This window comes from Baia soyae, assembly GCF_004341445.1.
Taxonomy (GTDB): Bacteria; Bacillota; Bacilli; order Thermoactinomycetales; family Thermoactinomycetaceae; genus Baia; species Baia soyae.
Genome location: NZ_SLXV01000030.1, coordinates 1 through 15,800, shown reverse-complemented (window position 1 = coordinate 15,800; position 15,800 = coordinate 1). Strand labels below are relative to the sequence as shown.

General features: G+C 39.2%; 12 protein-coding genes and 2 pseudogenes. 2 read left to right on the top strand and 12 right to left on the bottom strand.

The genetic code is table 11. The features are described from left to right. Positions 1 to 274 precede the first annotated feature (274 nt). From EDD57_RS09685 to EDD57_RS09645, 9 genes and pseudogenes are all read right to left on the bottom strand, one after another. Positions 275 to 1,780, bottom strand: a complete 1,506-nt coding sequence (locus EDD57_RS09685; RefSeq protein WP_131849259.1) for a recombinase family protein — start codon at positions 1,778 to 1,780, stop codon at positions 275 to 277. 250 nt (positions 1,781 to 2,030) lie between these two features. Continuing rightward, positions 2,031 to 2,285 carry a hypothetical protein gene (locus EDD57_RS09680; protein WP_131849258.1) on the bottom strand — a complete coding sequence of 85 codons (255 nt, stop codon included), beginning with the start codon at positions 2,283 to 2,285 and terminating at the stop codon, positions 2,031 to 2,033. Next, the gene (locus EDD57_RS09675; protein WP_279388953.1) at positions 2,282 to 2,656 is read right to left on the bottom strand and encodes a contact-dependent growth inhibition system immunity protein; all 375 of its coding nucleotides are present in this window, start codon (positions 2,654 to 2,656) and stop codon (positions 2,282 to 2,284) included. Before EDD57_RS09675 ends, EDD57_RS09680 begins: the two co-directional genes overlap by 4 nt. Positions 2,657 to 3,117: 461 nt before the next feature. Beyond that, positions 3,118 to 3,504 (bottom strand): hypothetical protein, encoded by a 387-nt coding sequence (locus tag EDD57_RS09670; protein WP_131849256.1) that lies wholly within the window; start codon positions 3,502 to 3,504, stop codon positions 3,118 to 3,120. A gap of 289 nt (positions 3,505 to 3,793) precedes the next feature. Next, positions 3,794 to 4,789 (bottom strand): LNS2 domain-containing protein, encoded by a 996-nt coding sequence (locus EDD57_RS09665; RefSeq protein ID WP_243649509.1) that lies wholly within the window; start codon positions 4,787 to 4,789, stop codon positions 3,794 to 3,796. 162 nt (positions 4,790 to 4,951) lie between these two features. Further along, positions 4,952 to 6,892: pseudogene (locus EDD57_RS09660) on the bottom strand (serine hydrolase domain-containing protein); the annotation flags it as partial. Between the two features lie 27 nt (positions 6,893 to 6,919). Further along, the gene (locus EDD57_RS09655; protein ID WP_165873751.1) at positions 6,920 to 8,215 is read right to left on the bottom strand and encodes a DUF4910 domain-containing protein; all 1,296 of its coding nucleotides are present in this window, start codon (positions 8,213 to 8,215) and stop codon (positions 6,920 to 6,922) included. A gap of 1,270 nt (positions 8,216 to 9,485) precedes the next feature. After that, on the bottom strand, positions 9,486 to 9,722 hold the full coding sequence (locus EDD57_RS09650) for a hypothetical protein (protein WP_131849252.1): 237 nt from the start codon (positions 9,720 to 9,722) through the stop codon (positions 9,486 to 9,488). Positions 9,723 to 9,833: 111 nt separating this feature from the next. Next, positions 9,834 to 10,034, bottom strand: coding sequence for a recombinase family protein (locus EDD57_RS09645; protein ID WP_243649508.1), 201 nt, complete (start codon positions 10,032 to 10,034; stop codon positions 9,834 to 9,836). A 236-nt stretch (positions 10,035 to 10,270) separates the two neighbouring features. Here EDD57_RS09645 and EDD57_RS09640 point away from each other — a divergent pair, with 236 nt between their 5' ends. Further along, entirely contained in the window at positions 10,271 to 11,518 is a 1,248-nt protein-coding gene (locus EDD57_RS09640) for a hypothetical protein (RefSeq protein ID WP_131849251.1), read from the top strand. A gap of 379 nt (positions 11,519 to 11,897) precedes the next feature. On the opposite strand, the gene EDD57_RS09635 is transcribed toward EDD57_RS09640, so the two are convergent. From EDD57_RS09635 to EDD57_RS09625, 3 genes and pseudogenes are all read right to left on the bottom strand, one after another. After that, entirely contained in the window at positions 11,898 to 13,334 is a 1,437-nt protein-coding gene (locus EDD57_RS09635; RefSeq protein WP_131849250.1) for an RtcB family protein, read from the bottom strand. A 139-nt stretch (positions 13,335 to 13,473) separates the two neighbouring features. Next, positions 13,474 to 13,821 (bottom strand): annotated as a pseudogene (locus EDD57_RS09630) (sigma-70 family RNA polymerase sigma factor); the annotation flags it as partial. Positions 13,822 to 14,008: 187 nt separating this feature from the next. Then, on the bottom strand, positions 14,009 to 14,632 hold the full coding sequence (locus tag EDD57_RS09625; RefSeq protein ID WP_131849248.1) for a sterol desaturase family protein: 624 nt from the start codon (positions 14,630 to 14,632) through the stop codon (positions 14,009 to 14,011). 353 nt (positions 14,633 to 14,985) lie between these two features. Between EDD57_RS09625 and EDD57_RS09620 the strand changes: the two genes are divergently transcribed. Further along, positions 14,986 to 15,657, top strand: a complete 672-nt coding sequence (locus EDD57_RS09620) for an O-methyltransferase (RefSeq protein WP_131849247.1) — start codon at positions 14,986 to 14,988, stop codon at positions 15,655 to 15,657. Positions 15,658 to 15,800 lie beyond the last annotated feature (143 nt).

Genomic DNA, 15,800 nt, shown 5'->3' with positions numbered 1-15,800 from the left:
GTATAAGTTTAAATAAAGAAAGAAATACGTACCATGTGTCTATCTTAATCGTATCTTACAACATAGTAAGATACGATTAAGATAGAACAGTAGACAAAACCCTTCTGATTGTGTCTTTCAGAAGGGTTTCGTTGAGATAAATCTATAGAAAAAAGATTATGAGTTAATTTTTGGTGATGATCCGAATTCCGGTTAGTTGGTAGCAGTCAATAGATTTCATCACGAAAAAACCAAGAAGATCTAGTCCTCTTGGTCAGAATCCTGTATCCATCCACTAAAATGTATAAATCTCTACCCGATTCTCATACACCAAAATCTCTCTTACGATCTGCCTTGTTAATTCCTTCTTTCCTTCAAACGCAAGATTGTCCGTTCCTTTTTGAAGATAATATTCGGATGCTTGTTTAATCAGTTCAAATGAATGTTCCAAATCCGTCTGATTCCCTTGTTTTTCTTTCAACATAGCTAATTTCTCCGCCAAGTGTTCTTCCTTCTGTTTCAGATCTCGAATCTCAGTTCGTATCTCTTCTTCCAAATCGGGTTCTTCATTAAACAGCTTAAACAATCTCTTTCTTCCCGACTTGATCTTAGCTATTTCTTTCTCCATACGCTCTATCTCTACTTCATCAAAGGATTTAAACGTTTCATCTCCGGATAATTGTTCTGCTGCCGCTGAAATCTCGTCAGGTTGATTCAACCATGCTACGATTTGCTCCCACACTTGTTGATCTAGCTCTTCACACTTAACTTTCCTACCACACCCAGAATGTTTGGCTCCAGAGTAATTCTTTTTATCCGTATACTCGGCAACCTTCTTTCCCCAGTTTTTTGATACTCGTCCAGTCATCGTATTATGGCACTCTCCACATCGTAATAGACCGCTCAACAGGTATTGATTTTTGCTTTGCTTCGTCCACCTTCTTCTTGATTCGTTTAACAATCTTTGCGCATGAGAGAAGGTAGCATCATCTATGATTCTAGGGCAATTCATCTGAATCCATTCTTCTTTAGGCCTAATACGGGCTGGAATACGATCCCCTGCTTCCCTGTGCTTATTAGCTAACATCCCTTCTGTATTCCAACGATTCTGATAAAATTCACCGATATATGCCTTATTCATAAGGATCTGTCGTACTACTTGCCGATGCCATACCCTACTTCCTTTTTTCGTGGGAATCCCTCGATCTGTTAAATACTTCGCAATTCCGTTAATTCCTTTGATTTCATGAGGAGTCGTAAACATATGATAAATAAGCTTAACAACCCTCTCTTCTTCTTCATTCACAACTATTTGTTCCGTCTGTTTATCATAGTTATATCCATATATCTGAAAATCTCGGAGAACACGGCCTTGTTTTGCCTTCGCACGCCTCCCCCTACTCATTCGTTCATTAATCTTTGCTTTCTCAAATTCTGAAATGGCTCCACGCATGCTATAAAACAAATTCCCTTCCGGTGTTTTGGCGTAATCGCCATTTATGAAAACCAGATCCACATTACGCTTATCGAACTCATCTGTTATTAATAGCTGATTCATCAGCTTACGAGATAACCGGTCCGGATCCAGGCAGATCACTTTCTTGATGATTCCATTCCGAACGTCTTCTCTTAACTTATCCAATGCAGGTCTATCTAGGAACTCACCAGATATCCCTTCATCTATGTATTCCATCACTTCCGTAGTCATCGCTTTCTTCCGACATTCGGACACCTGATCCTGAAGGCTGAACCCATGTTTCACTTGTTCCTCGGTACTCACCCGTGCATAGATTCCGATCAATGTTGATATGCTCCCTTCTATATAAATCAATAAGGTATTGATAGCTATCCAACCTGGTTTTATGCGCATAATCTCCTTTAATCATCATCACATGCATCTTAGCACCCCCTGATACATGGGTATGCCAACACTGCTTGTCAATTTGAATGAGTTTAAGAAAGAAATTATGCTTTATGCGCAGCTCTGAATGGACAAAAGAAAAAGCCCCCTTACTTGGGAGCTATGTATCACTACTTGATCTCTGGCGAAACTAGTTCATATGTACGACCATTTGGAAATTAGGTATTTTCTTAGCTTGATCTTTTTTCTTGTTATAAGGCTCCCTTACTTGTCCTATACTGGTTCCTTCTGCACAAGGTTCACACCAAACAAACAACAAATGGCAATTTGCTTGATATTGATACTCCAGAACAGGAAGTTGACATGACGGACACGGAATTTGATCGATTTCTACTTGAGTAAAAGTACCCAATACATCTCTCCAATCCCGTTGTTTTCTATTCAATACGATTCCTCTTTTCGGTTACAGTCGGTCTGCAGTTGTTGATATTCTTCTAGTTGAAACTGGAGTGTTTCAAAGAATAGTGTAACTTCTAGCACAATCGAATCTAGTTCAAAGCGGAGATCTATATGTTCGTTCCAAAAGCAAGAATCCACTCTTAAAATTGCCTGTAAGAGATCTCCACGATACAAGTCTGCACCCAAGAATGGATCCTCAAATAAACGCTCAAAAGCTATAGGTACTACATATTCTAAACTCACTTTTTGTCCAACCAAGACTCGAAGCTCCTCATTGGTTAAGTCTTGTAAAGGTTTTAATCGTGCATTATGAACTGTAGTTACGACATATGACGAAAAATGAATATCGCTCCAGATTTCTCCATCCAGTTCTTGTAATGATTTAGTTATATCAAAATTAATTATATTAAACCCTCCTAATGCTCACTTAGCAAAAAAAGCCCCCTGATTGGGAGCTATGTATCGATATCTGTTTGATTTCTTTGTTGATCGGACCCACTATGCGAACAAACTACCGATTAGTGAAGCGAGAGAACTTACTGCTTTCACGACATCTCCAACGGATGAAACAATTTTTGATATAAGTTCAAAAATTTCCAATTCTAGTTTCCCCTTTCATTTTTAAATTATATTTCACTAGATATATTATTAAGTATTTTTAACTCAATTGCAACTAATATTTTAATGAATAAAATTATATATTAACAAACTCTGTATTTGTGTAAGAAACCGCTCAATCCCTGTAATAACGATGGTTGAGCGGTTTTTGTTGGGGCGGAAAACGAGCTGGGGCAGTAACACGAATGCTGGTTCTACCTCTATTGGTTGAGCCAATCTAACCATTCTTTATCAATCGGGACTAAATTTACCGCCTCCTCAACCCCTTGCTGGAGTACAACCAAGACCGTCCATATTTCAGGAGAAACCCTCTTTCTTCTCTCGACTTTAAAGATAGTCGTAGCAATCAGTTCCTCTGCTTCATCATGAACCGATGCCCTAATCGTAAGTATCTCATCGGAGTGGGCATTGATTCGGTACTTCTCATGATCTTGCTCTGTAATCTCTGCAAAATCAACAATATTCCAATCCACATACTCTCCAGGAGTATCCGGACCGTTGTACGATTCTAAAATGAAGTCCCAGATATTATCATCATTTGTAGCATCAAAACGATCTCCTACTTTAAACAAAAACATCTTTTCCATGATAGATATGACCTCCTCAAATTTCAGGGTAAGAATCGCCCCTGACCGTAAATCTCTTTAGACAGCCTCTCAGACCGTCTCGTCCGAATGCCTTTCCAATCGCTTGTTCTAGTTCCTCTTCAGATGGTTTTGAATAGCGTCGGATCACATTGATGTCACTATGTCCAGCCAACTCAGCCACAACCGCAATATCTATCCGTAACGGGATCTTTCTTTCTATATCTCCTTTTTCTCTCCAGAAACTCTCAAACCCGTATAGAGGAACGTGTACATGATAACAACATACTAACTACTCCGGTAACTTACTTAGGTGTTCGGGATAGCTAGAAACAGGGGTTGTCCCCTTTAATCCCGCATGTTCTCCAATAATAAATATACGATTACCCGGCAACCCAACCGCAAAGTATGCATCAATATCACTGGTAGCATTGCCATATCCAAAATTAACACCTCTAGACTTGACCGACTGGAGATAATCTCTTTTAAAGGAGACAGCTTTACTACCTGATACAATCCCAGAACCTTCATACGTATGAATCAGTCCTCTAGGGAAACCATTTCGAATCAGCCATCGTTGTGTTTTTTCTGCGAGCCAGTAAGGACGCGCCGTCAAATATAAAATCTCATATCCTCTTGATGCATAGTACTTGGTAGCTTCTACTGCCCCCTCATACTTTCTCGCATTATAGATAACATTCCAAAATTCACTAGTATACTCTATTACGTTTTCACAATCATCTATCGTCAATGTCCCATCAATATCGAAAACAACATATTTTTTATTTCCATCTAAGACTCGTATATACATATTAGCTTCTGTACCATCCCCTTCCACATATAATTTGATCAGATGAAGTCCAGTACCAAACCTCTCTGTGTTCGGTATCACATAATGGATTCGACCATCACTATCAGTCTTGGCTCTACCAATTTTCTTCCATTGTGGCTCCCCATCAGAGAACGACCATGCATAGATGGAAATCCATTCACCCTCCAAATCTTTTCGGAAATCACCATACTGGAACTTGCCATCAATGTACTGAGAGTCAGTTATTTTGAAGATGGAGTCATATCCGTTATGATGCGGTGTGTGTCTACGAAGCATGTTTTGATTATACCAATTGATAAAGTTGGATTCCGGTGGAGCGGTAAACTTACTAGATTTAAAGTCAAAATAGTAATCTTCACTAGAAGTTGCACTGACTGTAGAATGTAGAGGAGAAAATACCATCATCAAAAGCAATGCTGTCATGATACAAATCACTTTTTTAACAGTTTGATTCATAGACACACTATCACTCCTTAATCGTATTTAATAATATTGTATTATATTTTAATATATTTGAATATTTATATATTATTATTTTTTATATGGACCGGAACAAGATCTACGAAGTATTGATGAGATCTAGAAACAAAAAAGACCCTGGAATAGGGTCTAGTACGTTTATTTCATTGTTATTGTAAATGTCGATCCTGGCACGCCAGCAAATACGGTCGCCCCACTCTTAGGTAGAGTCACTTTGTTATTGCCGCTGACGATGGAATAATGGAGGGGATACTCTCCCTTTTCATCATATACTGCGAAAGATCCTTGCTGTGGAAGCTGGACCGTCATTAATTTGCCTTCAGCCCCCTCCTGGATGGTAAACCATTGGGCATGCCCATTCGCCGGAACTGTCACTTTGAACTGAGTCCCCACATCGATCGGTTTTACATACGTTTCGCTCACAAGTATGCGCTCGTTTAGCTTCAAATATTCGATACCGTTTTCCGTGTAGAATTGGGCTTCGGTCGTATCTCTACCTGCTAATCCTGGGATCTGGATCTGACTCACCGCCGTATTCGGACCGGTAATCTTTTTATCCTGCCAATAGCCTGGAAGACCATCTGTTAGGCTAATCTGGATGGACAGTTCCCCCAAAAAATAAGATTCGGATGTGTATTTTTCATTCACGATATAGTACTTACCGTGTTCTCGTTTAGCCCAATATTCAATTGTCTCCTTTGGTAACAAGTTCTCTTCCAATTTCTCAGCTTCATATTCTGAAAAAGCTACCTGTCCTAACCCTGGCAATGATTCATAACTTCTTTTCCACAAATACGTGCGTCCGTTCCTCTCGGTAACGAAGCTAATCTTGGAGGTTCCTTCCTCATTGATAAAGCTTCCGTCCGAGGTATACCAATACTTCATCTCCAAATCCTCTGGAATAGATATCCATCCATCCTTATTAAACTCTATCCGGAATTGCCGATCATTACTAGCGTAATATCCTGCTTGCTTCAATATGTCTTGAGGTATTTTGGTCTTTATGGGCTTGCCGAATGATTTGTTTGACTTGATACTCTCGATTTCTCCCTTCTCCTTAAGTGATTGTAGCAGCAATTCACTTGCCAGCAGTTGATTCCTTACACTGTTACCGCCGGATGATAACACAGCAGCTGCCATCTTTTTCTCAGGCAACACGATCAAAGAAGCAGCATATAGTGACAAGTCCCCACCCTTGCTCAGGCCCTTTATTCCATAATTATTGAATGGGTACAGCTTCACACTGTCCCAACCCAGACCGTAATTGCTACTATCATCAACGTCTTCCGGCCAAATGCCTTTCTTGTATTCCTCCTGCTCCATCGCCTGAATCGATTTGGTAGAAAGAATATCGTTGGCTTGTCCCATAAATATTTGCGAAAATCGCACCATATCTTCTGCCGTGGAAAAAATCCCTCCTGAGGCGATCGCATTCACAAAACTATTGGGAAGCTGCCCTGGATGATCCAGTACATGTAAATCGGGAAACTTGTTTCCTTTCAAATCATCCTGTGGCGTTTTTGTATTATCCATCTGCAAAGGTTCTGTAAAAGACTGATGTATAAACGAAGTAAAGCTCATGCAGCTGACTCTTTCGACAAGAATCTCGGCAAGGGTAAAGCTGCTATTACTGTACACCGAGAATGCTCCAGGGTCCGCCTTCAGGGTCTGCTCAGATAATGTCTGCAGAAATGTATCATGGGCATACGTATCATCGTCTTCGAACAAAGTTTCATTCGTAGTTCCCGTACCTCGTAGACCGGAGGAGTGATTCAACAGCATGCGTGGAGTAATGTACTTATACCGTTCGTCCTTCATCTCGAAATCAGTTACATACTGGATGACGGGGATATCCAGATCAATTTTCCCTTCATCTACCAATTTCATGACGGCAGCGGCACCAAATACTTTGCTGACTGAAGCGATGCCGTACAATGTATCGTGGGTCACTGACTGATCGTGCTTACCAATCTGTCCAGACAACGTGATTTTTCCATTGTCAATCAACGCATACTGTACACTAAATGTTTCAGTGGAATCGAGTAGCAATCGAGCCTTCTCAGCAGCAACTTTTCCTAATATATGTTTGTTCATTATTTTCTCCTTTTATTTCGAATCGTTACTCGCGATATCAAGAACTAAGTTCGTGACAATCGTTCCCACATTTTTGAGATTCGACTTTTGGATTTTATCTAAGGTGTCTTGATCACTATGATAGTTTGGATCTTCCCCTACATTTAAGAAAGCAACAGGGATACCGAGTGGTTCAAAAGAAGCATGATCGCTTAGTGTGGAAAGCCCTCTATCCGCTGTAATCTGCAACTCTTTTGCTTTCTTCACTGCCAAATCCGCTACAAAAGATTGCGCATCTTCGGAAGCAGTTAACACATTTACCTCATCGCCAACTCCAACCATATCTAAGTTAACCATACCCGAAATATTAGCTACTTCCTCTGGTTTCAGAGATTTCACATAAAACTCAGATCCAACCATTCCTGGCTCTTCTGCTCCAAATGCAATAAATCTTACATTCATATCAAGCTTCTTTTGTGAAGCGAGACGTGCCACCTCTAACATCGTAGCTGTTCCAGAAGCATTATCATTGGCCGCTGCTGAGTCCACACCATCATAGTGTGCACCCACTACAAGCGTCTTCGCATTTTTTTCATTTTTCGCTTTATAAGTACCGATAACGTTTTGCGAGTAAGTCTTAATAACCTTGGTGTCTGCTTTCATCGTTGTGGTTATCTTTTTTCCACTACCTAACAAACGGATCAAACGAGCACCATCTTTGTTCGTAAGACCGATCGCAGGGATACTCGTTTGCTGTTCGAGAGTTCCATCTAGCTTCCCTTTCGTGTTATTAAAGATCACAACTCCAACAGCTCCTGCTTTCGCCGCATTTTGCGTTTGATCGTAGAAAGTAAGATCTCCGCGTTTGATCAAGGCAATCTTTCCTTTTACATCCACAGAAGTAAAATCACGCTCTGCTCCCAAACCTGCATATACTAAATCTGCACTAAGTCCTTGAGCCGGTGTACTTGGAGAGTATGTTAAAGGTGCCGTCTCAAATGATTTATTCTCTGGTTGATTGATCGTTAGCGTTGCTCCATGACTCTCAAAGCGAGTAAGCGGAAATCTCTGCAACTTTACCTCAAATCCTAATTTTTTAAAACGTTGCGCAATCACTTGTGCTGCTTGATGTTCACCCGGAGTTCCCGCTATACGAGCATCATCTTTATTTGCCATCCATGCGATATCTTGAAAAATTCGTTCCTCAGACACGCGAGATTGTGCCTTCTCCTTCGCTTGCACAGGCATTACCGAAACAAATGAAGTCGTAAAGATCAACGAAATCGAAAGCACTAACCCCGTTGCAGTATTGCGGATCGTCTTCTTCAATGTAATTCCTCCTAGTAGATTATTTAAGAATATTTTTATATTTGGAAGAGGATTGTGTACAATGCCCATCCAAAATAGAATAGACACAATATATTATTTAATACGTCGGAAAATATCCGATTATTAAGTACATTCAATTTCTCTTCTGGCGACAAATTATCCAAACGATTGGATTGTGACTTCCTCTTGGTAAAACTGACAACAACTCTTAGTACTACCAAAAAAACGATCATGACGATAGATACGATTTTCAGTTGCTTAATCTGCAACGCATAAAGATACAACGAAATCTCCAGTAAAAACAATATTATTCTAACAAACGGCAGACAGACCAAGCTGAGATTTGACATAGAAAGGCTTGGATTGTACAAGTGGCAAAAGCTCCTCCTAGCATGAGGGATGTAGATAGAACAACTGAGGTCGTTTTTCTTTTCCTATGATCATTCCTCCATGGATGTAGTAATTTTAATGATGAATGTCTTTCATAAGGAAAAACATTATATGATATATTATTATATAATTTATAAATAATTTCAATAAAATACGGATTACAAATAACTTACACTTATCTTACAAGTTTGTAATAAATGGACAATACACCAATTTGCATCATATCACTGGCCAATATTGATTATAAAAACAATCGAATCTGGCGCGCTCTCTAAAGCCTTTATTGTTAGTACTACTTCCATTAACAAAACTGTATTTTGGAATGAACATTGCAGATACTTACTCATTCTGCTTGATTTACATCCTAAAATCTTATATCCTCTTGATGCATAGTACTTGGTAACTTCTACTGCTCCTCATATTTTCTCGCATTATAGATACATTCCAATCCTCCTAGCACATCTGTGGTACTAATGGTGCAATAGCATTTGTATTGCCAATATCCATGATATTATTCCTACTCTACCAGCTCAAGCGTATCCGCCTCCATTTACAAAGCAAGGTTTAGCCTATCGGCATGTAGACAAATAGTATCCAGTCTCTTTCCAGCTGAACAGTTACCTCTTCGGCAATCATGAAATTGTCTGCTATGTTAAAAATCTCAGCAAAAAGAATCCTAGTGCTACAAACTCAGGTTTTTGTCCTGACATAGGATTATGTGTTCCGTTTAAGAGGAATTTGCAGTGAGAATCATTCAATAAGCTCCCATATATTTGTTTAACATTAAGAGAGCATGATTCTAGGTCATAGAACCATGCTCTCTTAATGCTAAACATGCCCATCTTCCGTAATCCAACTCAAAATTCTAGAGGGACTCTGTTTAAGCCCAATACCAACAACCTCTCCAATAGTCATAGTACCAGTGATGATGCTTCTTAGTATGCCATGGAGAGCCGCGAACTAGCATCTTGCTTTCATCCATCTGATCATTCATTTTTAAACTAGACTGATTATTTCCATTTAGTCCCTTCGCAGGGGTGCCTGCACCTAATGTTAAGGAAAGCACAAAAGTCAAAATCGCCAAGGAAACTACACTTGAGAGTCGCAGTTTCTTCATTAATAATTACCCCCTTTAATTTTTTGTATATTTTTATAATAGAATATATTCTTTATACTAGATGCATTTCCCTTCTGGATAACAAAAACAATTTAGTAATACGAATTTTTTTCAAAACGAAATTGTCTCACCGATATATGCCTTATTCATAAGGGTCTGTCGTACTACTTGCCGATGCCATACACTACTTCCTTTTTTTGTGGGAATACCTCGATCTGTTAAATACTTCGCAATTCCGTTAATCCCTTTGATTTCATGAGGAGTCGTAAACATATGAAAAATAAGCTTAACAACACTTTCTTCCTCCTTCACGATAATTTGTTCCGTCTGCTTATCTATGAACACTAGATCCACGCTACGTTTTTGAATGTTAAGAAATAAAATGCATCTATCTTTTATACAAAATGCATTTTATCTTTATCCAAAAGCTTTAGTCTATTCCTGAGATAGCAAATGCGTTAACAGAAATATCTAAGTGAAGTTAGTTAGGAGGATATTTTTTAAGATATTTTGTTGTCTAAATCATAGTTATACGGAGGAGAAAAATGTTGAAAAGCAAAAAGATAGTATCGTTAATATGCGGTCTTAGTTTGTTATCCACAAGCGTTATATCAATTCATTCGGTATATGCTTTAGATAGTAATACCGATACTTTAAGAAAAAATGTCGGTACAGAATATGTAACAGAACCTACAAAATCTACTATCAAAGAAGGAACTATAGGGAATATTGATCTTTCAAAAATAAATAGAGATCTTGAAAATCAGAATGAAGTATTTGAAAAGAATAAAAATAATTTATTTACAGGGTTAAGCATAGATCAGATTACTTCTCTTCAATATGGAGATATCATAAAAAGGAAAGTAGCTAAAAAGTTAGCAACAAACATTAACGCGACACAACCTGGATTAATATCTGAAATTGAGAAATTGAAGGAAACACTTAATAAGGATAGCTATATTGAGCACAAAGTTGAAAATACAGAGGATGTTATTAAAGAACTTATTACTGTTTGGAACAGATTTACTGATCGCCCTTTAGTAAAAGCAGTACAATTGGCCGCTGCTAAAACATTTGATTTACCCTATGCAAACCTAGATAGGTGGAAAGAGGACAAGGTGGGTGAATATGAATCATATATTGATACTATCGGAATAATTTTAGAAGAGATGAAAAAAGAAACCCAAAGCTTCTTAAAAAGCAAGGGGATAAAGGAGTTGACTTTATTTCGTGGCGTGAAATCGTCTACGAAAATGAATGAAAATGGAATTGATTTACAGTCATCTCCTGCACTATCATCTTTTAGTTTTTCAAAAGGAAGTTCAGAGAGTTATGCTACTACCTCTGATCCTAATATACACCCCTATCTATTAGTAAAAAATGTACCGGTTGATCGTATTTTAAGTCTAGGAGTAACAGGATTTGGTCTTATGGAACACTATGAGATAGTTGTTCTAGGAGGAATGTATTCCAAAGATGAATTCTTCGTTTTACCAGGAAAGACAGGAAGTCCACTGAAGCTGTTTTTTGAAGAACAAGCTAAACAACTTCATGAAGGTGGCAGTTTGGACTTAATGAAGGAAATGATGAGTCCTGAGGCAGGAAAGCAACTTAAGAAACACTCTGAAGCAATCGCTACTCAATTGGATAAAATTATAAAAGAAACCCCTGATTCTGATTTTGAACCCAATATTATGAGAGAAAAAATTTATGCTTCTTTGATAGGAGAACCACTAAAAATGGATAGTGCTATTGCTCGTGATATCTCTAATGGACTATGCCCTAGCATTAAATAGGATATCGTCTAAGCCTTTCGTTTTCGATATTCCTGGTGCATGCTTTTTCTTATCTGTATAAGCTTAAAGAAGATAAATACAACCCCTTAGAGAGGCTCCTATTCCTCTCAGAGGGGTTTTTCAGTCGATTTTATTTCCTTCTCTAGGAGGGGTAGAACTAGCTTTATTAGCACTTACCATATGCGTTTCAAGGCACGGCAACATTAGACATATTTGATATAATCAGTTGTGTTGCCATCATTTCCCCTTTCGATCAACCATATTAAGGCTTTTCTTAAACCCTATTGATTTGGATAGGCAAAATCCCCCCTTAACTCCTCTTAACATATAAGACGCTACTCCATCATCTGTTACAAGAAGATTCTACTTGCTTCTTTCTTTAAACGCCTTTAATAACAGCCATTGGCCGACACTCTGCTACAACAGAGGCAAGACCTGCACCTACCACAGAATCGATTACCTGATCCACATCTTTATAGGCTTGTGGACACTCGTCCAGTATACTCTCCAAGGTGCGTTGGTTTACTAAAACTTCCTCGTCTGTTCCTACCTTCATAGAGGAAGCAAATTGATCGACGCTGATTAATTCTTTCGTCGCACGACGGGAGCGAACACGTCCCGCACCATGGCAGATGGAGTAGAAATTTTTCTCTCCACCCATTTCTCCCACCATAATGTAGGAAGACGTCCCCATTGATCCAGGAATAAGAGCTGGATGGCCAGTCTCTTTATATGGCTCGGCATTTAGAAAGTGCCCCGCTGGAAGTGCTCGCGTCGTTCCCTTTCGATGTACTAACAATGGCTGACCACGATGGAACTCTTTTAGCGCATAGTTATGCATCAGGTCATAGAGGACAGTCATCTCAAAGTCCTGTCCAAACACATCCCTTAATCCTTCTCTTACCCCGTAGGCGATCATATGGCGGTTTACCACTGCATAATTAAGTGCAGAGTACATCAGATTGAGGTAGCGTTGACCCTCCTCTGAGTCGGTCGGAGCAAAGACCAAGTTTGGGTCGGCAGTTCCGATACCCCACTTGTCCATAGCACCTCGGAAATCCTTGATAAACTTCGGTCCTAACATTCCGCCCCATGCTCGGGATCCAGAATGGATCATTACCACTACTTGTCCATCAAAAAGACCCCATTTTTCAGCAATTTCTCGGTTTTCATCCCTAATGGTAATACTCTGGATCTCACAGAAGTGATTACCGCCACCAAGTGTTCCTACTTGCTTCCAAGCTCGGCTCCACATTTTCTCTGGAATGGAATCTAGATAATCTGTATCGTAGGAAAACTTCGCATGTTCGATATGGGTGAGGGAACGGCGATTTTTGGGTGAGTAGTAATCTGGTACATACTGCGGCGGGAGACCATGAATCCCCTCTGATACGATCTTCTCTACGCGGATATTCTGATAGTAAGAAGCATCTCGCTCATTTGCTGGAACATATTTTTCGATCGCTTGGATCATCTGGCGACGTAGCTTCTTATCTTGAATATCATCGCGATGAAGCGAAGTAAGATGAACCCTCATTCCACATCCGATATCGGAGCCTACAATGGAAGGGGAGATAAAACCATCCTTCATATTCCAAACAGCAGTCGTTCCAATACATGTCCCTACACCTACATGAGCATCCGGTGTATAGCTCATATGGACATTGCGAGGGATTTGCAGGTTGTTATCTGCCATCTCGTAAACTTTGTAATCAAGATTTTGAAAGACTTCCTCGTTTGCAAAGACATGGAGTTGACCATTCTTCAATGTAATCTCTTGGTGATTTCCACCATGATTTTTTATCATACTTCTCATTCCTTTTAATGAAACATAATACTTATTATATATAGATAGTTTCTTTATCCTAATTCATAATAAAATAAACCTTTATTAGAATATTTTATTTAAGGCACTCTTCATCTCAAAACCTCAATCATCCATGCACCACTGTTGTCATCAAGATCTCATTTTCAATGCACCGTGCAGCATAAGTCGCTAACTTCGTTCCTTTTCCCACTTGATATGATTCAATCGCTTTAATAAGGCCAATCGTTCCAATGGAGATCAAGTCTTCTGAGTCTTCTCCGGTATTCTCAAACTTTTTTACAATGTGCGCGACCAAACGAAGGTTATGTTCGATTAATTTATTTCTAGCTTCGGCATCTCCTTTGGCCATGAGTTTGAGACACCGTTCTTCTTCTTGATCGGCTAGTGGTTGGGGAAAAGCATTGTTCTTAATATATGATACAAAGAGTACCATCTCCCGAATCATTAAGGAAAGTGCAGTCAAGATTCCGGGCATAAAAAATCCCCCTCCAATGAAATTCTGTTCCATCCATCTACTATATGTACCTGAGCCCAGAAAGGTGTTTCCCTGTGCATGTACACATAAATTGTTTATCCTTTTTATCCCTATGCACGATTCCTTTTGTCTTATTCAGAGTAAAAGCCAATATCCCGGAGATTTCGGTATACTGGCTTTGCTTTCTCTACTGGGCAATCTTATCTTTACCCTCTAGATCTTTCGCAGTTGAGCTGGTAGGCACGTCTTTTTCATCTTTTAATGTCCCAAACACGATATCAAAGAGTGGATTAGAAACACCGTACCAATAGTTCTCATTTTTATAATGGTGCAATATGTGCGTCTTTTTTAACCATCTTCCGAATGAAGTCCTAGGTTTCAACGAGACATGCGCAACGTAATGCTTCCATTCGTAGATTAGTAACATCGCTGTTAATCCCATCACAAAAGATGCAGTGAGAGAAAGGGAGTTTGTAATCAGATAGGAGGCGGATGATAGCACAACTGCAAAAGGAAGGCTATACCAGACAGGTAGAAACAATAGTTTCAAGTTAGTCGGTTCGATATGATGATCATAGTGAAGCCGCTTCATCAGCTTTAAGAAAAAAAGATTTTTTGGTGGCTTCATATGAAAAAGAAACCGATGCGTAACATACTCTAAAAAAGCATATAAAACCATTCCGATAAGAAGTGAAAGAAAGGTAAAAGCATTCACTCCTTGATATAGCACATAGAAACCAAAAGCAACTAAAATGAGAAACATCGCCATAATATCAAAATGAAAAAAAAAGTTTCGATATACCTTTTTCATTAGAATCCCTCCATGATTGACCTCGGTCATGTTGTTTCAAGAGATTAACATGTGAATATTTCGACTTAACTCAACAGATAGAACCCACAAAATGGCGGAACCCTCGTATCTCTGTTTACCTTTTGAATCATGAGTATGAGCGTGGTTCTTCTAAACCCATTATAATACGTTTTCAGCATAATACATATGTAAACGCGCCTATCGCTACCTATACACCTACATGAAATGGTAACATCCACTCTTTTATTTTCTATACATTCATAAAATAAAAATTGATATATATTACATTATATTTTCTATATAATATAGGAGAAAGCCCTTACACTATTTGGATTTGAAAGGATGACAAAAACATGATTGATGTCCAGACAAAATGGTCAAAAGTCGACGATTATATTTCAAATCTACTTGTACAATCTGATCAAGTGTTAGAAGACACCTTAGTAGCAAATGAAGGAGCTGGCTTACCTGCCATCGATGTCTCTCCAAGTCTAGGGAAATTCCTTCACCTACTTGCAAAACTCCAAGGAGCACAGCGCATTTTGGAAATCGGAACCCTTGGTGGGTACAGTACCATATGGCTAGCTCGTGCCTTGCCACAAGATGGACGGTTAGTAAGCTTAGAGCTTGATCCCACTCATGCCCAAGTGGCTCAGGCAAATATTGATCGAGCAGGGCTTACCTCACGTGTGGAAATTCAAGTGGGAGAAGCATTAGACTCCTTAGCCAAATTAACAGAAGAGAGCCCAGTATTTGATATGGTATTTATTGACGCGGATAAGCCTAACAATCCTAACTACTTGCAATATGCCCTCAAATTTTCACGGCCAGGAACTCTAATCATCTGTGATAATGTCGTTCGTGACGGAGAAGTCGTTGACGAAAACAGTGAGGATCCTGGCGTGAAAGGTACTCGCGAACTATTCGATATGATTGCCAAAGAACCTCGCTTAACTTCCACAGCCATTCAAACAGTAGGTGGCAAAGGATACGACGGCTTCGCTGCCATCCTCGTTACCGAGTGAGATAGGATTTCATATATAAAATCAAAACCTCCCTCTTCATTGGGAGGTTTTCAGACCGCAGACAAAGTCTATTTTATAGACAAGGTTTGCGGTCTTTTTTGTCGAATTCTAATTATATAGAATCGACTACATGGAGGGATAGC

Bases quoted from the DNA above. Each gene is read 5' to 3' on its own strand.
- EDD57_RS09670 (WP_131849256.1), bottom strand. From the start codon at position 3,504: ATGGAAAAGATGTTTTTGTTTAAAGTAGGAGATCGTTTTGATGCTACA.
- EDD57_RS09665 (WP_243649509.1), bottom strand. From the start codon at position 4,789: ATGAATCAAACTGTTAAAAAAGTGATTTGTATCATGACAGCATTGCTT.
- EDD57_RS09650 (WP_131849252.1), bottom strand. From the start codon at position 9,722: ATGAAGAAACTGCGACTCTCAAGTGTAGTTTCCTTGGCGATTTTGACT.
- EDD57_RS09635 (WP_131849250.1), bottom strand. From the start codon at position 13,334: ATGAGAAGTATGATAAAAAATCATGGTGGAAATCACCAAGAGATTACA.
- EDD57_RS09625 (WP_131849248.1), bottom strand. From the start codon at position 14,632: ATGAAAAAGGTATATCGAAACTTTTTTTTTCATTTTGATATTATGGCG.
- EDD57_RS09620 (WP_131849247.1), top strand. From the start codon at position 14,986: ATGATTGATGTCCAGACAAAATGGTCAAAAGTCGACGATTATATTTCA.